A 17,450-nucleotide genomic window follows, 5' to 3' on the forward strand; every position below is an offset into this window, starting at 1 on the left:
CGTACCGAAGCCCGCGGCGCGGCGCGCCGGTGCCCTGGCCGCACGGGTGGCGGCCGTCCTGGCCAAGCGCGTCCTGATGCTGGTGGTGCTGCTCGCGCTCGTCTTCGCCGCGATCGAGCTGCTGCCCGGCGACGCGGCCACGGCCACGTCGGAGCGCGGCGAGGGCGCGGCGGGCATCGCCGCGCGCCGCCACCTGCTCGGCCTGGACCGGCCCGTGTGGGAACGCTTCTGGGACTGGATCACCGCACTGCCCACCGGCGACCTGGGCACCTCGGCCCGCGGCGAACGCGTCGGCGACCTGCTCGCGGCGCCGCTGCCCAACACCGTCCTGCTGGGCAGCACCGCCTTCGTCCTGACCGTCCTCGGCGCGCTGGCCCTGGGGATCTGGGCCGCCGCGCGCCCGAAGGGTCTGGTCGACCGGGCCGTGGACCTCACCTCCACCGCCGCCTTCGCTCTGCCCGAATTCGTGGTCGCCATCGGCCTGTTGCTGGTGCTGTCGCTGTGGACGGGCCGGCTGCCCGCCGCCACCGTCACCGGCGCCGACGGCTCTCCCGCCACCTGGACCATGCTGGTGATGCCGGTGCTGGCGCTGACCGTGCCGCAGACCGGCTGGAACACCCGTATCGTCCGCGGCGCCCTCGCCGACCAGGCCGCCACCCCGCACGTCGAAGCGGCCCGCCTGGACGGACTGACCACCCGGCAGGTGCTGCTCCGGCACGCGCTGCCGGGTGCCTGGCCCGCCATCGCCACCGGCGTCGCCACCTCCACCGGCATGCTGCTCGGCGGCACGGTCGTCGTCGAGACGCTCTTCAACTACCCCGGTATCGGCACGGTGCTGGCCGGGGCCGTCGCCGACCGCGACACCCCGGTCATCGCGGCCGTCGTCGCCTGCTCGGCCGCGCTGATCACCGTCGTCCTGCTGCTGGCCGACCTGGTACGCGCCCGCACCCTGGGAGCTCGCGCATGACCTCCACCGAAGCGCCCGCGCGGCCCCGGCCGAGCCGGCTGGAGGCCCGCGTGCTGGCCCCTGTCGTCCCCGCCGTGCTGCTCGTCCTGGTGGCTCTGACGGGCCCACTGCTCGCCGCGCACCCGGTCGACAAGCCGGTCACCGCCCCGTACGGCGAGGCGGGCGCGGGCGGCGCGGTGCTGGGCGGGGACCAGCTCGGCCGGGACGTGCTCAGCCGCCTGCTGAACGGCGGCAGCGCGCTGATCGGCAGCGCGCTCGTGGTGGCCGTGGTGGTCACCTTCCTGGCGACCCTGCTCGGCTGTTTCGCCGTCCTCAGCCCGCGGCTGGGGCGGCTGGTCGAACGCGCGGCGGACACCGCCATCCTGCTCCCGCCGGTGCTGGGCATCATGCTGCTCGCGCTCGCCTGGCCGGGCGGCGGACGCCTGGCGATCACCGTGGCCGCCGTCCTGCTGGGGGTTCCGTACGCGGTACGGATCGTCGCGGGCGCGGCGACGCCGGTCGCCGCCACCGGGTTCGTCGAGGCCGCCGTCGCGAGCGGCGAGCGCCCCGGGTACCTGGCGCTGCGGGAGATCCTGCCCAACCTGCGCGCCACCGTGCTCGCCCTGTTCGGCCTGCGCTTCGTCGACGCGGTGTACGTCATCTCCATGGCCGGCTTCCTCCAGCTCGGGCCCCGGCCGCCGGAGGCCGACTGGGCCCTGATGATCCGGGAGAACGGCCCCGGCATCCTCCTCAACCCGTGGGCGGTGGTCGCCCCCGGCCTCGCCATCGGTGCGCTCGCCATCAGCGTCAACCTCGCCGCCAACGCCCTGGCACCCGCCACCGCACGCAGGGCCGCCCTGCGCTGACCCCCGGCCGCCCGCGCTCGCGCGCCTGTTCCCCAGGACTCCGCCGTGACCGAATCCCCGCCGCCCGTCACCGTCACCGTCACCGGCCTCGAAATCGGCCTCGTCGCCGGGCCCGTGCTGCTGCGCCGCACCAGCCTCCGCCTGCGCGGCGGCCGGATCACCGCCCTCACCGGGCCGTCCGGCTCCGGCAAGACGACCCTGCTGCGTGCCGTGATCGGCGAGCTCCCGCAGGGCGCACGCGTCACCTCCGGCAACATCGAGGTGCTGGGACAGGACGTGCTGACGCTCGCGCCCGGAGCGCTGCGCACCCTGCGCCGCCGGCACGTCGCCTATGTGGGCCAGGACCCGGGCTCCGCCCTCGATCCCCGGATGACGGCCCGCCGTCTGATCACCGAACTGGCCGCCGACCGCTCGTCCGAGGCCGTCGAACGGGTCATGGCCGAGTGCCATCTGCCGGCCCCGCTCGCCCATCACCGCCCCGGTGCCCTGTCGGGCGGGCAGCAACGACGGCTCGCGCTGGCCCGCGCGCTCGCCCGGCGTCCCGAAGTGCTGCTGCTGGACGAGCCCACCGCCGGACTCGACGCGGACCTGCGCGACGACATCACCGCGCTCCTGCGCCGGCTCGCCGCCGAACACGGCCTCGCCGTCATCATGGCCAGCCACGATCCGCACGCCGTCGCGGCCTGCGCCGACTCGGTCGTCACCTTGGGCGGCGGGGCCGTTCCGTACGGACCGAGCGCCCCGAGGGTTACGGCGACTTCCGCATCGGTGCCCGCTCCGGCCACGACTTCGCTGCCGACTTCGGCCGAGGGCCCCGCGGCCACCCCCGAGGGCCTGCGCGCCGACAACCTGCACGTCGCCTTCACCCATCGCGGCCACACCCACCACGCCCTGGAGGGCGCCGGCCTCCACATACCGGCCGGTTCCGCCATCGGCATCACCGGCCCGTCGGGGTGCGGCAAGACGACCCTCCTGCGAACGCTCGCCGGCCTCCAGGTCCCGCAGACCGGCACCCTCACCTGGAACGGCCGCCCGCTGCCCGCGCACGCCCGCAAGCGCAGCCGGGACCAGCAACGACGCATCCAGTTCGTCCCGCAGAACCCCCTGGGTGCCCTCAACCCCTCCCGCACCATCGGTGCCACGCTCTCCCGTCCGCTCCGGCTCCACCGTGTCGTCGCCGCCCCGGACCGGCCCGAACGGGTCGGCAGCCTCCTCGAAGCCGTCGGCCTCCCCCGCGACGTCGCCCGCCGCTACCCCCACGAACTCTCCGGCGGACAGCGCCAACGCGCCTCCATAGCGCGCGCCCTCGCCACCGAACCCGACCTCCTCCTGTGCGACGAGGTCACCTCCGCCCTCGACCCGGCGACCGCCACCGCGGTCCTTGACCTGCTCACCCGGCTGCGCGCCGAGCGCCGGCTGACGCTCGTCCTCGTCAGCCATCAACTGGACCTCGTGGCCGCCTGCACCGACACCGTCCACCTCCTGCGGGCCGGGCGCGTCGTCCGGCCCGCGGCCCGCCGCGAAGGTGCCGCCTCGGCCTGAGTGGCCGTCCTGGGAGGGCTGTTCGGCCCGGTGAAGGGACTGTTCGGCCCGTCCCGCAGCGCCCGCCGACGGCGGACCATGAAGACATGGGAACGCCGGTCCCGGAGGCCCGCCCGGTACGGCCGGGGGCTGCGGTGCCGCGCAAGAAGGGGAGGTGGCGCGGTGAGGACGACGAACGCACGGCTCGGTGCACTGCCCGCGGAACACCGTGAGCGGCTGATGGAGCGGGCGCGGGAAGTCTCCTTCCCCGCCGGGACACGGATCTTCGAGGAGGACCGGAAGGCCGACCGCTTCTGGATCCTGCGCACCGGCACGGTCCAGCTCGACCTCCGGGTGCCGGGCCGCCGGCCCGCCGTCGTCGAGACCCTGCACCCGGGCGACCTGCTGGGCTGGTCGTGGCTGTTCCCGCCGTACACCTGGCACCTGGGCGCGGAGACGCTGAGCCCGGTGCGGGCCTGGGAGTTCGACGCGCGGGAGATCCGGGCGCTGTGCGCGGAGGACCCCGCGCTCGGGCACGCGCTGGTGCTCCGGTACTCCCAGGTGATCGGGGACCGGCTGCGGTGCGCGCGGACCCGGCTGCTCGACCTCTTCGGACCGTACGGGAGCGGCGTGCACTGACCACCTGTGTCCGGGCCCTGGCCGGGCGCCCGGGGCCCGGGCACAGGTTTACGGCCGTCGGGGCCGGCGGATCCTCCTCACGCCGCCGGCCCCGGCTCCGTCTCCCTCCACGGCTCCGGGCACGGTGGACGGGTGTGTGGTGCACGGGCCCGTGATGCACAACCCTGGGGGGAGGAGCCCGCGCTGAAGGAGTCCGTGATGCAGGAGCCCGTGACGCCAGGGAACAACAGCCCCCGCACCGTCGGCGACGTGATGACCCACACCGTGATCAGTATCGGCCGTGCCGCCCCCTTCAAGGAGATCGTCCGCACGATGGAGCAGTGGAAGGTCAGCGCCCTGCCCGTCGTCGAAGGGGAGGGCCGGGTGGTCGGTGTGGTGTCCGAGGCCGATCTGCTGCCCAAGGAGGAGTTCCGCGACCACACCCCCTCGCGCATCGAGCAGATGCGCGTCCTGGACGCCCTGATCAAGTCCGGCGGCGTCACGGCCGACGAGCTGATGACGGCGCCTGCGGTCACCGTGCACGCGGACGCCAGCCTCGCGCAGGCGGCCCGCACCATGGCCTGGTACCGGATCAAACGGATGCCGGTGGTGGACGCCCTCGGCCGGCTCGAAGGGGTGGTGAGCCGCAGCGACCTCCTCAAGGTCTTCCTCCGCGAGGACGAGGACATCGCCGAGGAGGTGCGGCGGACCGTCGTCGGGCAGCTCTTCGCGTCCCGGCGGCAGCAGTTGAGCGTCGAGGTGTCCCAGGGGATCGTCACCCTCGCGGGGACCATCACCGACACCTCGCTCATACCGGTGGCGGCGCGCCTCGCCCGGGCCGTCGAAGGGGTGGTCGACGTCGACATGCAGCTCAGGGGCGACAGCGGCGCCTGAGACGCGACGCGGAAGTATGGGGCGGGGCGGGGCGGGCGGCGGTGTCCGTCCGGCCCCGTCCCGGTCAACCACGCGCCCCCTCCCCTCATCACTTCGCGGCGTGCCGCGCCGCCGTGCGCTTCGCTTCTCTCCGCGTGTCGGTAATGCGGGCGTAGGCCGACGCGCACGCGGGGTTCCGCTCCGCGCGCAGAGAGATCGAGGTGGGCGAATCATGCATCGAGGCGAGCGACTTCCCTGTCGCCGTACCGCACTGGCCGGTGTCCTTGCCGCCGGGGCGCTGGCCCTTGCGGCCTGCGGGAGCGACGACGGTGGCGGGCCGCGGACGGCGAGCGGCTCCGCCGCGGCGTCCCCGACCGCCTCCGCGTCGGAGGCCGCGCACAACGACGCGGACGTACGGTTCATGCAGCGGATGATCCCGCACCACCGGCAGGCCGTGGAGATGACGGAACCGGCGGGCTCCCGCGCCTCCGACCAGGAGGTCAAGAGCCTGGCCGCGGCGATCTCCAAGGAGCAGACCGCCGAGATCGCCACCATGCGCGGGTGGCTGCGGTCCTGGGGCGAGCCGGAGGCGGCCGCGACCGGCTCCGGCGACCCCGGTTCGCCCTCCGCCGAGCACAGCCCGCACGGCATGGACCACGGGCAGGTCGGACGGGACGAGTCGGACATGGACGGGATGGTGTCCGACCAGGACATGGCCGCCCTGAAGGACGCCGAGGGCGCCGCCTTCGACCGGAAGTTCACCGAGCTGATGATCGGCCACCACGAGGGCGCGATCCAGATGGCACGCACCGAGCGCAAGCTGGGCCGGGACACGGGCGCGAAGCAGCTCGCCGACTCCGTCGTACGGAGCCAGTCGGCGCAGGTGGCCCAGCTCAAGGCGCTCCGCGACCGGCTCTCGCCCCGCTGACCCGCCCCACCGGCGCCCGGCCCGGACCTCCCCTGCCGTCCCACCGAGGGGAGGCCCCGGGCAGTGTGGCGCGCGGCCATTCCGTACCGCGCTCCACCAGACCCTCCACGCACACGCAAGCGCGCCGCGCCAGCCACTTTTCAGACATCACACGCTGTTCATCGACAGGACACCTTCATAGGGCAACCGGTTGTTAGCTTACCGAGAAGTAGTAATCGCCTACATCCGTAGGGAGACATACTTCATGACCACCGAATCAATTGAATCCTTTGCCGCCGAGGTGAATTCCCCGGCGAACGACTTCTGCTCCTACGTGGAATCCGTCCTCGCCGTCCTGGCGGAAACTCCGGACCGCCCGGTGGTCACCACGGCGGACGGCCAGGAGGTCACCGCAGGGGAATTCCGCGACAGCGTGTACCGGATCGCCCGGGAACTGGCCGGCTGGGGCGTCGGGCGCGGCAGCACCGTGTCGCTGCTCTCCGGGAACCGGCCGGAGGCCCTCACCGCGCGGTACGCCGCCAACCTGCTCGGCGCCCGGGCCGTCTTCCTCTACCAGGGCATGGCCCCCGAGACACTCGCCCACATCGCGGAGAGCGTGGACACCGCGCTGCTGCTGATCGACCCGGACCTGCCGGACGCCGCCGAGAGCCTGCCGGCCCGCGCCCGGCCCCCGTACGTCCTCTCCTTCGGCCCCGGCCCGCACGGCCAGGACCTGCTGGCGCGCGCCGCACGGCACGAGCCCGTCCCGGTGCGGAGCGCGGCGCGTCCCGAGGACGACTGGTGCATACGCCACACCGGCGGCACCACCGGCGTCCCCAAGGGCGTGCGCATGCCGCACGGCCCCTACCGGGACATGCTCGCCTTCGGCTCCGTCGGCGCTGGCGAGCCGCCGCGCTTCCTGGCCTGCACCACCCTCGCGCACGTGGCCGGCAACATCGCCGACGCCACCCTCCTGGCCGGCGGCTCCGTGGTGCTCCAGCACTCCTTCGACCCCGGCGAGGTGCTCGCCGCCGTCGAGCGCGAGCGCATCACCCACCTGTGGCTGCTGCCCCCGCTGATCTACCGCCTGCTCGACCACCCCGGCCTGGCCGGCACCGACCTGTCCAGCATCCAGCGGATCACCTACGGCGGCTGCGCCGCCTCGCCGACGCGGCTGCGGCAGGCGCACGAGACCTTCGGCCCGGTCCTGTTCGGCGGCTACGGCCAGTCCGAGGCGGGCCATGTCACCGTCATCGGACCGGACGAGCACCGCGACCTGCCCCCGGAAGGGCAGGCCACGGTGGGCCGGGTGATCCCGGGTGTCGAGGTCGCCCTGCACGACGAGCGGGGCGCGCCCGTCCCCGTCGGGGCGGTGGGCGAGATCCGGGTGCGGTCCGGCCAGGCCATGACCGGCTACTGGAAGCAGCCCGGCCTCACCGCCGAGGTACTGCGCGACGGATGGGTGCACACCGGTGACCTGGGCTACCTCGACGACCAGGGCTACCTGTACATCGTCGACCGGCTCAAGGACATGATCATCGTGGTGGGCGGTCACGTGTACACCGGTGAGCTGGAGGACCTGCTGCTCACCCACCCGGCCGTCGCCCACTGCGCGGCGTTCGGCGTGCGCCGCGCGGACGCCGGCGAGGAGGTGCACGTCGCGGTCGTCCCCGCACCGGACCGCCCGCTGGACCTGGACCTGGACCGGCTGCGCGACTTCGTCACCCGCCACAAGGGCGCGATGTACGCGCCCACCGGGCTGCACCTGGTCACCGAGATCCCGCTGACGCCGGTCGGCAAGCCCGACAAGAAGCGCATCCGGGCCGTACTCGGCGCGTGAACGGGCCACGCGGGGCCCGCACCGGTCCCGGCCGCCGTCAACCGGAAGGCCGGGGCCGGGAATTCCGACGCGTCGCCTGACGCCCCCTCAGCGATCCGGTTCCGCGAAGAAATCAAGGATCGCGGAATTCACTGGCTCCGGCTTCTCCAGATAGCCGAAATGACCGCACCCGGATATCTCGGTGTACCGGCAGCCGGGAATGCACGCGGCCACTTCCTCGGCCAGCCGCGGGCGGACGACCCGGTCGTCCGAGAATCCGACGACCAGACACGGACACCGGATGTGCCGGTACGCGGCCCGCCGGTCCTCGATCACCTGAAGCCCGAGCTGCCCGCGCATTCCGGCGGCATTCCCCGTCGCCGTCATCTCGAACACGTCCAGCCAGCCGCGCAGCCCGTCCGGATCGCCGAGCGTCTCCGCCGACAGGTACTGCAACGCCTGGACGTACGCCGCGTACCGGGGCGGCAGCGCGACCCCGCTGTCGCACAGGTCGATCTCCGCCGCCGCCATGGCCCGGACCAGCAGGTCCGCCCGGCCGATGGTCGCCATCAGCACGGCCCTGCGGACCAGCTCCGGCCGGGCCACGAGCAGTTCCTGCACGACCACCGAGCCCAGCGAGAAGCCCACCACACGGCAGGGCCCCGGGCTGACGTGGGTGAGCAGACCGGCGAGGTCGGCCGCCATGTCGTCGAGGGTGAAGGGCTGCCCGGACGCGCCCTCCGGCGAGAAACCCCGGTGGTCGAACGTGATCACCCGGTACCCGGCCGCGGTCAGGGCGGGCACCTGGTGCGCACGCCACACCCGTCCCGGCGCGCCGGTCCCGGTGACCATCACGACCGGCTCCCCGGCGCCGTACTCCTCGTACCCGAGACTGATCCCGTTGGTCCGCACCACCGGCATGAGCCCGCCCCCTTCGTCCGCCGCATGACGTGCCCCTCCATCAGAGCAGGTCCGGCCCGGCTTGTACGGGTGTCCGACCGACCGCGCAGCGGCCGACGGCCGCGGCCGACCGCGCCCGCCCGCATCGCGCCACTCCGTGGCCGCCCGACCCCTTGTGCCGTGCCGCGCGAGCGTTTCCCATGGCAGCAGACACGAAAAAGCCGTCCTGCTGACCGTCGCCGGTCGAGAGAGGCTGTCGTATGCGGAGTGTGGGTGTGGAAGAAGAGCTTCTCCTGGTGGACCCGCACTCAGGAAAGCCACGAGCTGCCTCCGGGACCGTACTGGCCGCGACCCCGGACGATTCCCCCCTGGACAAGGAACTGCACCGCGAGCAACTGGAGATCGCGACCCGGCCCCGGCTGCTGATGGAGGACCTGGCCGCGGAGGTCGCCCGCTGGCGCGGCGAGGCGGCGCGCCAGGCCCGCCGGGCCGGTACGGAGCTGGCGGCGCTGGCCACCTCGCCGCTGCCGGTCGTGCCGTCCCTCAACGTCGACGAGCGCTACCAGCGGCTGGCGGAGGAGTTCGGCCGCACCGCGCAGGAACAGCTCGCCTGCGGCTGCCACATCCATGTGTCCGTCGAGTCGGACGACGAGGGCGTGGCCGTGCTGGACCGTATCCGCCCGTGGCTCCCGACACTGCTCGCGCTCAGCGCCAACTCGCCCTTCTGGCAGGGCAGGGACACCCGGTACAGCAGCTACCGGAGCCGGGTGTGGGGCCGCTGGCCGTCGTCCGGGCCGGTGGAGCTGTTCGGCTGTGCGGAGAACTACCACCGGCGGGTGCGGGAGATGCTGGCGACGGAGACCCTGCTCGACGAGGGCATGATCTACTTCGATGCCCGGCTGTCGCGGCACTACCCCACCGTCGAGATCCGGGTGGCCGACGTCTGTCTGCAGTCCGACGACACGGTGCTGATCGCCGCCCTGGCCCGCGGGCTGGTGGAGACCGCCGCCCGTGCGTGGCGCGCGGGCGAGCCGCCGGACCCGGCCGGGATCGGCCTGTTGCGGCTGGCGGCCTGGCGGGCCGGCCGGTCCGGGCTGTCCGGCCGCCTCGTCCACCCGCTCACCTGGACCCCGGCCCCCGCCGAGGCCGTGGTGCGCGCCCTGCTCGACCATGTCGGCGAGGCGCTGGAGGACTACGGGGACCTGGGGCTCGCCAAGGAGCGCCTGGACACCCTGATGGGCCGCGGCAACGGGGCGCACGTCCAGCGGGAGCAACTGCGCCGAACCGGCAGCCTGCGGGCGGTCGTCGAGGAGTGTGTGCGGCGTACGACGCTGTGACGCCCGTGTGGCCGCGCATCGAGGACCGAGCTCGGCGTCTCCGTGCTGCCCTGTGGTGCCTCTTCGGTGGTCTGTGGTGCCGCCGCGGTGGCCTTCGGTCCGTTCTTCGGTCACCCCGTGGTCGCACCGTGAAGACCGCCGCCCGGCCGCCGCCCGAGAATCGGGGTGGCCGGTTCCCGCCCCGCCGGGACCGGCGACCATCGATCGACGGAGGCGAGATGCTGACCGGTAGCGACCGGCTGGACCCCGGTACCGCGGAGGGCGCGGACTGGGTGGGCGCGCACATCTTCTACGACACCGGGCAGGACGCGCTGCTGACCGACGGTGTCCGCCCGCTGGTCGCACGGCTGACGGCCGACGGTCTCGTCCAGCGGTGGTTCTTCCTGCGGTACTGGGAGGGCGGCCCGCACGTCCGGCTGCGCTTCCTCCCGGCCCGTACCGCCGACCGCGCCAGGATCGAGCGGCTGGCCGCCGAACACCTCCGCGCGTACCTGAAGGCCGAGCCGTCCCCGGATGTCGTGGACCGTACGCGCTTCGCCCAGGTCTCGGAGGGGCTGGCCAGTCTGGAGGGCCGGTCCGACCAGGAGCAGCAGGAGGAGGTGCGGCCCAACAACTTCCTGGAGTTCCGGCCGTACGAGCGGGAGAACTCCGACTTCGGGTACGGCGCCGCCATCACCGCCGTGGAGCGGCACTTCCACGAGTCCAGTGAGCTGGCGCTGTCCGTCGTCGGCACCGGCGCGACCGTCGAACAGCGCGCGATGTTGGCGTTCGACCTGGTCGTGGGGGTCTTCGCGCTCCTCGACGAGGTCCGCGACCGGTGGTCACGCAACGGCGGCCCGCCCCTGCCGTTCGGCAGCGGTCCCGAGGCCGAGGACGTCGAGCCGCGGTACCGCGCCCAGCAGGCGCAGCTCCAGGAGCGGGCCCGGCGCATCTGGCGGCTGGCGGCCGCGCCCGAGGAGTCGCTCACCGGGGCGGGCGCGGACCCCCGCGCCTACTGGATGGCGTCCCTGCGCCGGCTGCGGGACACGCTCCATGTACTGGAGGACGCGGGGACCTTCACCAACGAGTGGACGGACTCGCCGCTCGTCGGGCCGCTCGAACTGGCCGAGACCGCGCACCCCGCCACGAGCCTGGTGCTGCTGCGCAGCGGTCACCTGGTCAACAACCGGCTCGGGCTGACCCTGTGGCAGGAGAGCCAGGTGCGCTTCCTCGTCGGCCGGGTGCTCGCCGAACTGCCCGAGGCGCTGACCGTCTCATGAGCGGGGCGGCCGCCACGTGGCACAGCATCCACGTCCACCACCACGACGAGAGCACCGAGCCCGCGCTCGTGCTGCGCGCCGTCCGCCCGGCGTTCGAGGCCGTCCGGGCATCGGTCGACGGTGCCTGGTTCGGCCGGCACTGGCTCCGGGGCCCGCACCTGCGCCTGAACTTCCGCACCACGGCCGAGGAGTGGGCCTCGAAGGTACGCCCGCAGGTCGTCGCCGTGCTGGAGACGTACGTCCGCGACCACCCCTCCACGGTCCGACTGGACGAGGCCGCGCTCGCGCCGGTGCACGAGCGGCTGGCGGAACTGGAGATGGAGACCGGCCCCCGGCACCCCTGGGTACCGGACAACACCGTGCTCGAACAGCCCTATGACCACCGGCTGCCGGTGCTGGGGTCGATGCGGGGCAGCGAGGTGCTGGCCGATTTCCTGAGCGACACGAACGACCTGGCGTTCGCGATGTACGAGCACCTGGAGGGCGGCGGCGCCCTGCCCGTACTGGCACTGGACCTGATGTGGACCACCGCGTCGGTGGCCGCAGTCCCGTTTGACGAAGGCAGCGCGCCGATCGCGCGCGGGTTCCTGTCCCTGCGGTCGCACGCCGACGCGTTCCTGTCCCGTACCCACGACCCGGCCGCCTACCGGGCCGCCTTCGACGAGCGGTACCGGCGGCAGGCCGACGCGCTGACCACCCGGCTGCGTACGGTGGAGTCCGTCCTGTCCACGGCGCCCGGCTCCCCCGAGGCCGAGGCCACGGACGCGGACGCCACCGTGCCGTTCGTCCGGGAATGGGCCGAGGCCGTACGCCGGTGCCAGCGCGCCGCGTACCCGCTGCTGGAGTCCGGCGAGCTGACGCTCAGCGGCGCCGGCCTGGCCCCCCGGCTGCCGACCCGGCAGCTCAGCGACTTCCACCGGCTCCTGCAGACCGACCACGGCCACGACGGCTTCCTCCGCGACGACCACTGGTTCGCCTCCTTCCGGCTGGTGGTCAACTACCTCTACGTCCACCTCAACCGCCTCGGGCTGAAGCCCGTGGACCGCGGCCTGCTGTGCCACCTCGCGGCCAACACGGTCGAAACGGTGCACGGCGTCACCGCGGAGGACGCCTTCCGCCGCCATGTCGTCTCCGCCTCCCCCACCGAGGACACCCCCGAGTGGTCCCGGCTGAGCAAGGAGTGGGCCGAGGGCCGGTGAGCAGCGGCCGGGTGGAACGTACCGGTCGTAACCAGTTGGACGGTACCGCGAGGGTTGTACATTGACCGCCGTTACGGCGAACGGTGGAGCGTGGTTGTCAGCTTGTGGTCAAGCGGGTCTCAACTCGTGGGCTGGCGCCGGGCACCGCTTCGGCGGCTGGCTCCTTCCCGTACCGCGTTGGGGCGGAGGGGGAGCACCATCACCAGGGCCGCCGCCGCGCCGTACGGCCATGAGGGGGAACACCGAGGCGTCCGACGACGTACGCGCCGGACGTGTCAGGCGGCTCCCCCGGACCTCAAAGGGGGAAAGACATGCGACCCAAGACTGTGACGAGGACCCTCGTCAGCGTCACCGCCGCCGTGGGGATCTTCGCCGGCGGCCTGGCGGGGGCGGGCGCGAGCTTCGCCGCTGCCGCGCCGACCGCGCAGCCCGCGGCGGCGACCGAGGCCGTCGTACCGCTCGCGGTGCAGAACTTCGGCCTGACCACCACGGAGGCCAAGAAGGTTCAGCGTTGGCTGAAGCAGTACTGGAGCTACCACGGTTCGATCGACGGGGCACTCGGTACCGAGAGCTGGAAGGCGTTCCAGCGCTGCCTCAAGACGTACTGGGGGTACAACGGGCAGATCGACGGAGACCCCGGCGTCAACACGGTGAAGGCACTGCAACGCCTGCTCAAGGCCTACTGGGGTTACACCGGGGCCATCGACGGGGACCCCGGGAAGGACACCAGGGCCGCGTTCAAGCGGTTCGCCAACGGGGTCTAGGGGCTGAGGGCCTGGGGCCCGGCCACGGATCTGAGCCGAGCCGCGGATCGGACCAGGAGTTGGGCTACGGGACGAGTCGCGGCTGAAGCCGTCGAGCGGTGCGCCCGCCGGGCGCGCCGCTCGATCGTCTGATCGCTCGGGTTGTCGATCGGCTGTGCCGGTCCGGTCCGCGCCCGGTGCCTCAGCCGAGCACCCGGACCGGATCGCCCGCCAGATACGCCTGGATGTCCTCGACCGCCTGGCCGTAGTACGTGCGGTAGTTGTCCCAGGACACGTAGCCCAGGTGGGGCGTAGCCAGCAGCCGGGGTGCGGTGCGCATCGGGTGGCCGGCGGGCAGCGGCTCGGTGTCGAAGACGTCGATGCCCGCGCCGGCGAACCGGCCCTCGTGCAGCGCGGCGAGCAGGGCGTCCTGGTCGACGATGGCCGCCCGGGACGTGTTCACCAGGTACGCGGTCGGCTTGAGCAGCGCCAGTTCGGACGCGCCCAGCAGGCCCCGGGTGCGGTCGCCCAGCGCCAGGTGGACCGAGACGAAGTCGCTGGTGGCGAGGAGTTCCTCCTTGCTCGCCACGAGGGTGGCGCCGGCTTCGGCGGCCCGTTCCTCCGTGAGGTTCTGGCTCCAGGCCACCACGTCCATGCCGAAGGCCGTACCGATCCGGGCCACCCGGCTGCCGATCTTGCCCAGTCCGAGCAGTCCGAGACGCCGGCCGTGCAGGTCGGCGCCGACCGTGGACTGCCACGGGCCGCCCTGGCGCAGCGCGTTGCTCTCGGTCACCACGCCGCGCGCGAGGCCCAGGATGAGAGCCCAGGTCAGCTCGACGGGCGGGGTGGAGGCGCTCTGCGTGCCGCACACGGTCACCCCGTGCTCCGCCGCCGCGGCGAAGTCGATCACCGAGTTGCGCATACCGGAGGCGATCAGGAGCCGGAGCCGGGGCAGCCGGGCGAACAGGGAGGCCGGGAAGGGAACCCGTTCGCGCAGCGTGACCACGATGTCGAAGTCCGCCAGGGCCGCCGCCAGTTCGTCCTCGGTGGCGAAGTGCCGGGTGAAGGGGACGACGTCCACACGGTCCTGGACGGGGGCCCAGTCGGCGGCCGTCGTGGCGATGTCCTGGAAGTCGTCGAGCACGGCACAGCGCAGGTGCATGGCGGTCGTCTCCGTAGGCGCGAATCGTGGTGGCGCGCCCCGGGAAGCACGCGGCATGGTGATCACCTTACGGTGGGCGCGAGCGCTGGTGAACGGGGGTCCTGGTGAACGGGGTCACCGGCGGCCGACGGGAGCCGGTACGGCCCCGACGGCCCGGCGCGACCCGTCCTCCGTGTGTGGCGGGGCCCGGCCGGAACCGACGGCACCGGGCCCCGGGACCGGGAGAAGGAGTGCATGAACGACATCTCAGGTTTCAGCGGCGTCCCTTCGACCACCCTCGCCGACCTCTTGGGGCGCGGGCAGGTCATGGACGCCGGTATCCGCCCGCTGTGGTCCCCGCTCCCGCGCGTCGCCGGGCCGGCGTTCACCGTGCGGTGCCCTCCGGGGGACAATCTCATGCTGCACGCGGCCGTCCACCGCGCGGAGCCGGGCTCGGTCATCGTGGTCGAGTCGGGCGACATGGACTACGCGCTGGCGGGCGGAAACGTGTGTGCGGTGGCGCAGCGCCGTGGTGTCGCGGCGATCGTGGCCGACGGGGTGATCCGTGACCTCACCGAGGTACGGGAGGCGGGCTTCCCCGTGTTCGCGCGCGGCGTCATCCCCGTCCCGGGCACCAAGGCGGCCGTCGCGCCGCTCAACGGCCCGGTGTGCTGCGGCGGGGTGACCGTACGGGCCGGTGACATCGTGGTGGCCGACGAGGAGGGCGTCGTGGTCACCCCCGGGGGCCGCCGGGACGAGGTGCTCCGCGACGCGGAGAAGAAGCTGGCCAAGGAGGCCGACGAGACCCTTGACCAGTGGGAAGCGGCCCACCGGGACCGTATCGACAAGATCCTGCGGGAGCAGGGCTTCACGGGCTGAGCGGCCTGCGGGACGCCGGAGTGCGGGAGATGGCCGAGCGACGTCGCGCGGAGCGGCGGAGGGCGCTGCCGGTGGCACGGATACGGCTGTCGCTGGAGCACTTGTCCGGCCGGGCCCGGCGCCCGGGGAGCTGTAGGCACCCCGGGCGCGCGGTGGCGCGGGCGGCCGGCCGGTGGCCGCCCGGAGATCACAGCGGCCGGGCGCCCGCCAGGAGTTCGAAGGTGCGGCGCTGCACGTCGGCCGGGTAGTTGTCGGCGAAGGCCGTGCTGTTCAGTTCGTCCTCGCGGACGCAGTCGAAGACCACGGTCGGGCCGGTGCCGGTGGCCCGTTCCTTCTCGTGGTAGCAGACCATCAGGTGCATGATCGCGGTGTCCGGCAGTACGTGGATGCCGTCGGTGGGGTGCGAGCGGGTCGCGAAGCCCCACAGCACGTCCCGGACGTCCGTCGGGTCGATGTCGCTGTCCAGGACCATGATCCGGGTGACCCACCAGCCGCCGTGCGGGAAGGCGTCGACGGCCTCGCCGACCGCCCGGCACAGCTCCTGCGACGACGTGAACGACGTCCGCTCGCGCCAGTCCGGGTCGACGGTGACGGCCAGCACGTGCACGGCGGTCTCCGGGATCATCCAGGCGGCGGCCACCGGGATGCCGGCCTCGCGCAGGTAGTGGGTCCAGCGGGCCGAGTGGGTCAGGCCGATCAGGGTGTGGTCCTCGTCCACCGGCTTGCCCGCGCACACCACCGGCATCACGGGGTCGTCGCGGTGGGTGACCGCGGTGACGTGGTAGGCGGGCAGCGACCAGCTCCCCTCGGGGACGTAGCCCGCGAACTCCCCCATCGGGCCCTCCGGCAGCAGTTCGTCGTGGTCGATGTACCCCTCGATGACGATCTCGGCGGTGGCGGGCACTTCGAGGTCGACGGTCTTGCACCGTACGACCTCGATCGGCTCGCCGAAGTAGGCGCCCAGGTAGGCCACTTCGTCGACGTGCTCGGGCAGCGACATGGTCGACACCAGCGGCACGGCCGGCTCGCCGCCCAGGACCAGCGCGAAGGGCGTCCGCTCGCCGCGCGCCCGCCACATGTCGTCGATGACGCCGATGTGCTGCGGCGAGCCGGTGAAGGCGACGATACGGTGCGCGTCGTGCAGCATGGCGCGCGCGATGCCCCAGTTGGTCCACTTGCGGTCCGGGCTGCGCAGCACGAACGTACCGACGGTGTTGACGTACCGGCCGCCGTCGCCCTGGTGGAGCAGCGGGAACGGCAGTTGGGTCAGGTCGATGTCGGAGCCGAGCAGGACGTTCTCCTGGCAGGGGCCGGAGTCCAGAATGACGGGCGGTACGGGAGGTGCCGACTGCGCGGCGACCAGGCCGTCCATCAGCTTCCGGGGCGGCGTGTCCGGGTCCAGGCCCAGGGCCAGCGCGAGCCGCGCGTAGGGCGCTCCCGGGCGGCTGCTCAGAGCGGCGGGCGCGGTGAGGACCCGGAAGCCGGGGCGGCAGCCGCGGATGCGGGAGAGCAACTGGGCCGGGGTCCGGTGCTCGGTGGCGTAGCGGGCGATCGCGCCGATCTCCAGTACGGGGTCCACCTCGTCGTCGATCACACGCAGATCGTCGAGTTCGGCCAGGGCTTCCAGGTAGTCGCGGAGGCTGGTGAGGTGCTTCATGGGCGGTTGCTCATCCTTTGCCGGTGGGGGCGGGGTGGGGGTGACAGAAGCGGTGGGTGCGGTCAGGTGAGGCCGGGGGCGGGTACCGCGGGCGCGCGGTGCTCCTCCGCGTCGCGGGCCTGCCGGCGGGCCGCGTACATCCCGTTCCAGCGGTACGCCTTGGGCGTGTCGATGCCGAACTGGTCGAGCACCCGGGTCACGGTGTGGTCCACGATGTCGTCGACCGTGGCCGGGTGCTGGTAGAAGGCGGGCACCGGCGGCAGCATCACCGCGCCCATCCGGGCCAGCGTGAGCATGTTCTCCAGATGGATCTCGCTCAGCGGTGCTTCCCGAGGCACCAGCACCAGCTTGCGGCGCTCCTTGAGGGTGACGTCGGCGGCGCGGGCGATCAGACCGTCGGCGTAGCCCATGCGGATCGCGGCCAGCGTCTTCATGCTGCACGGGGCGATCACCATGCCGTCCACCCGGAACGAACCGGAGGAGATCGACGCGCCCTGGTCCTCCGGGCTGTGCACGACATCGGCGAGCGCGCCGACCTCGCGCACGCTCATCGAGGTCTCCCACTCGATGGTGCTGCGCGCCCATCGGCTGATCACCAGATGGGTCTCCACGCCGCCGTGCGCGCGCAGCCGCTCCAGCAGCCGTACGCCGAGCACGGCGCCGGTCGCCCCCGTGATGCCGACCACGAGCCGTGCCGGGGCGGCGCTGCCGCCGCCGATCGTGCCTGCGCTGTGCGCGGTGTCTGCCATGTGTGCCATGTGTGCCTCACGTCCGGGTACGGGTGG

Annotated in this window: 16 protein-coding genes; 12 read left to right on the plus strand and 4 right to left on the minus strand. The window is 73.2% G+C overall.

What is annotated here, in order from left to right:
- Nucleotides 1-76 precede the first annotated feature (76 nt).
- The 7 genes from EJG53_RS03915 (at nucleotide 77) to EJG53_RS03945 (ending at nucleotide 7,571) form a co-directional block, all read left to right on the plus strand.
- Nucleotides 77-967 (plus strand): ABC transporter permease, encoded by an 891-nt coding sequence (locus EJG53_RS03915; protein ID WP_125049136.1) that lies wholly within the window; start codon nucleotides 77-79, stop codon nucleotides 965-967.
- Nucleotides 964-1,812 (plus strand): ABC transporter permease, encoded by an 849-nt coding sequence (locus EJG53_RS03920; RefSeq protein WP_125043610.1) that lies wholly within the window; start codon nucleotides 964-966, stop codon nucleotides 1,810-1,812. The genes EJG53_RS03915 and EJG53_RS03920 overlap by 4 nt, the downstream gene beginning before the upstream one ends.
- Before the next feature lie 45 nt (nucleotides 1,813-1,857).
- Nucleotides 1,858-3,354, plus strand: coding sequence for an ABC transporter ATP-binding protein (locus EJG53_RS03925; protein ID WP_125043611.1), 1,497 nt, complete (start codon nucleotides 1,858-1,860; stop codon nucleotides 3,352-3,354).
- Nucleotides 3,355-3,573: 219 nt separating this feature from the next.
- Nucleotides 3,574-3,972: a cyclic nucleotide-binding domain-containing protein gene (locus EJG53_RS03930; RefSeq protein WP_241268094.1), complete on the plus strand. Its 399-nt coding sequence runs from the start codon at nucleotides 3,574-3,576 to the stop codon at nucleotides 3,970-3,972.
- A 198-nt stretch (nucleotides 3,973-4,170) separates the two neighbouring features.
- A complete protein-coding gene (locus EJG53_RS03935; RefSeq protein WP_125043612.1) occupies nucleotides 4,171-4,845 on the plus strand; it encodes a CBS domain-containing protein in 675 nt (224 codons plus the stop codon).
- Between the two features lie 211 nt (nucleotides 4,846-5,056).
- Nucleotides 5,057-5,752, plus strand: coding sequence for a DUF305 domain-containing protein (locus EJG53_RS03940; protein ID WP_125043613.1), 696 nt, complete (start codon nucleotides 5,057-5,059; stop codon nucleotides 5,750-5,752).
- Between the two features lie 244 nt (nucleotides 5,753-5,996).
- On the plus strand, nucleotides 5,997-7,571 hold the full coding sequence (locus tag EJG53_RS03945; RefSeq protein ID WP_125043614.1) for an AMP-binding protein: 1,575 nt from the start codon (nucleotides 5,997-5,999) through the stop codon (nucleotides 7,569-7,571).
- 87 nt (nucleotides 7,572-7,658) lie between these two features.
- Here EJG53_RS03945 and EJG53_RS03950 read toward each other — a convergent pair whose 3' ends face one another.
- A complete protein-coding gene (locus tag EJG53_RS03950; RefSeq protein ID WP_125043615.1) occupies nucleotides 7,659-8,471 on the minus strand; it encodes an alpha/beta fold hydrolase in 813 nt (270 codons plus the stop codon).
- A 239-nt stretch (nucleotides 8,472-8,710) separates the two neighbouring features.
- Between EJG53_RS03950 and EJG53_RS03955 the strand changes: the two genes are divergently transcribed.
- The 4 genes from EJG53_RS03955 to EJG53_RS03970 all read left to right on the plus strand — a co-directional run bounded on the left by EJG53_RS03955 (nucleotide 8,711) and on the right by EJG53_RS03970 (nucleotide 13,009).
- Nucleotides 8,711-9,787, plus strand: coding sequence for a glutamate--cysteine ligase 2 (locus tag EJG53_RS03955; RefSeq protein ID WP_125043616.1), 1,077 nt, complete (start codon nucleotides 8,711-8,713; stop codon nucleotides 9,785-9,787).
- 218 nt (nucleotides 9,788-10,005) lie between these two features.
- Nucleotides 10,006-11,046, plus strand: coding sequence for a thiopeptide-type bacteriocin biosynthesis protein (locus tag EJG53_RS03960; protein ID WP_125043617.1), 1,041 nt, complete (start codon nucleotides 10,006-10,008; stop codon nucleotides 11,044-11,046).
- Nucleotides 11,043-12,245, plus strand: a complete 1,203-nt coding sequence (locus EJG53_RS03965; RefSeq protein ID WP_125043618.1) for a thiopeptide maturation pyridine synthase — start codon at nucleotides 11,043-11,045, stop codon at nucleotides 12,243-12,245. Before EJG53_RS03960 ends, EJG53_RS03965 begins: the two co-directional genes overlap by 4 nt.
- A gap of 311 nt (nucleotides 12,246-12,556) precedes the next feature.
- Entirely contained in the window at nucleotides 12,557-13,009 is a 453-nt protein-coding gene (locus tag EJG53_RS03970) for a peptidoglycan-binding domain-containing protein (protein WP_125043619.1), read from the plus strand.
- Between the two features lie 181 nt (nucleotides 13,010-13,190).
- Here EJG53_RS03970 and EJG53_RS03975 read toward each other — a convergent pair whose 3' ends face one another.
- Nucleotides 13,191-14,150 (minus strand): D-2-hydroxyacid dehydrogenase family protein, encoded by a 960-nt coding sequence (locus EJG53_RS03975; RefSeq protein WP_125049138.1) that lies wholly within the window; start codon nucleotides 14,148-14,150, stop codon nucleotides 13,191-13,193.
- A 234-nt stretch (nucleotides 14,151-14,384) separates the two neighbouring features.
- Here EJG53_RS03975 and EJG53_RS03980 point away from each other — a divergent pair, with 234 nt between their 5' ends.
- Nucleotides 14,385-15,008 (plus strand): RraA family protein, encoded by a 624-nt coding sequence (locus EJG53_RS03980; protein ID WP_125043620.1) that lies wholly within the window; start codon nucleotides 14,385-14,387, stop codon nucleotides 15,006-15,008.
- Between the two features lie 187 nt (nucleotides 15,009-15,195).
- Here the strand turns inward: EJG53_RS03980 and EJG53_RS03985 are convergent, their stop codons facing one another.
- Both EJG53_RS03985 and EJG53_RS03990 read right to left on the minus strand, forming a co-directional pair.
- Complete coding sequence (locus EJG53_RS03985; RefSeq protein WP_125043621.1) at nucleotides 15,196-16,665, minus strand: UbiD family decarboxylase; 1,470 nt, start codon at nucleotides 16,663-16,665, stop codon at nucleotides 15,196-15,198.
- Nucleotides 16,666-16,727: 62 nt separating this feature from the next.
- Entirely contained in the window at nucleotides 16,728-17,414 is a 687-nt protein-coding gene (locus tag EJG53_RS03990; RefSeq protein ID WP_125043622.1) for a non-oxidative hydroxyarylic acid decarboxylases subunit B, read from the minus strand.
- Nucleotides 17,415-17,450 lie beyond the last annotated feature (36 nt).

It is taken from the genome of Streptomyces chrestomyceticus JCM 4735, assembly GCF_003865135.1.
GTDB lineage: Bacteria > Actinomycetota > Actinomycetes > Streptomycetales > Streptomycetaceae > Streptomyces > Streptomyces chrestomyceticus.

What these genes read in the sequence shown, in the direction of transcription:
- EJG53_RS03915 (WP_125049136.1), top strand. Translation starts at nt 77, where the DNA reads ATGCTGGTGGTGCTGCTCGCGCTCGTCTTCGCCGCGATCGAGCTGCTG.
- EJG53_RS03920 (WP_125043610.1), top strand. Translation starts at nt 964, where the DNA reads ATGACCTCCACCGAAGCGCCCGCGCGGCCCCGGCCGAGCCGGCTGGAG.
- EJG53_RS03930 (WP_241268094.1), top strand. Translation starts at nt 3,574, where the DNA reads ATGGAGCGGGCGCGGGAAGTCTCCTTCCCCGCCGGGACACGGATCTTC.
- EJG53_RS03935 (WP_125043612.1), top strand. Translation starts at nt 4,171, where the DNA reads ATGCAGGAGCCCGTGACGCCAGGGAACAACAGCCCCCGCACCGTCGGC.
- EJG53_RS03940 (WP_125043613.1), top strand. Translation starts at nt 5,057, where the DNA reads ATGCATCGAGGCGAGCGACTTCCCTGTCGCCGTACCGCACTGGCCGGT.
- EJG53_RS03945 (WP_125043614.1), top strand. Translation starts at nt 5,997, where the DNA reads ATGACCACCGAATCAATTGAATCCTTTGCCGCCGAGGTGAATTCCCCG.
- EJG53_RS03950 (WP_125043615.1), bottom strand. Translation starts at nt 8,471, where the DNA reads ATGCCGGTGGTGCGGACCAACGGGATCAGTCTCGGGTACGAGGAGTAC.
- EJG53_RS03955 (WP_125043616.1), top strand. Translation starts at nt 8,711, where the DNA reads ATGCGGAGTGTGGGTGTGGAAGAAGAGCTTCTCCTGGTGGACCCGCAC.
- EJG53_RS03960 (WP_125043617.1), top strand. Translation starts at nt 10,006, where the DNA reads ATGCTGACCGGTAGCGACCGGCTGGACCCCGGTACCGCGGAGGGCGCG.
- EJG53_RS03965 (WP_125043618.1), top strand. Translation starts at nt 11,043, where the DNA reads ATGAGCGGGGCGGCCGCCACGTGGCACAGCATCCACGTCCACCACCAC.
- EJG53_RS03970 (WP_125043619.1), top strand. Translation starts at nt 12,557, where the DNA reads ATGCGACCCAAGACTGTGACGAGGACCCTCGTCAGCGTCACCGCCGCC.
- EJG53_RS03975 (WP_125049138.1), bottom strand. Translation starts at nt 14,150, where the DNA reads ATGCACCTGCGCTGTGCCGTGCTCGACGACTTCCAGGACATCGCCACG.
- EJG53_RS03980 (WP_125043620.1), top strand. Translation starts at nt 14,385, where the DNA reads ATGAACGACATCTCAGGTTTCAGCGGCGTCCCTTCGACCACCCTCGCC.
- EJG53_RS03985 (WP_125043621.1), bottom strand. Translation starts at nt 16,665, where the DNA reads ATGAAGCACCTCACCAGCCTCCGCGACTACCTGGAAGCCCTGGCCGAA.
- EJG53_RS03990 (WP_125043622.1), bottom strand. Translation starts at nt 17,414, where the DNA reads ATGGCAGACACCGCGCACAGCGCAGGCACGATCGGCGGCGGCAGCGCC.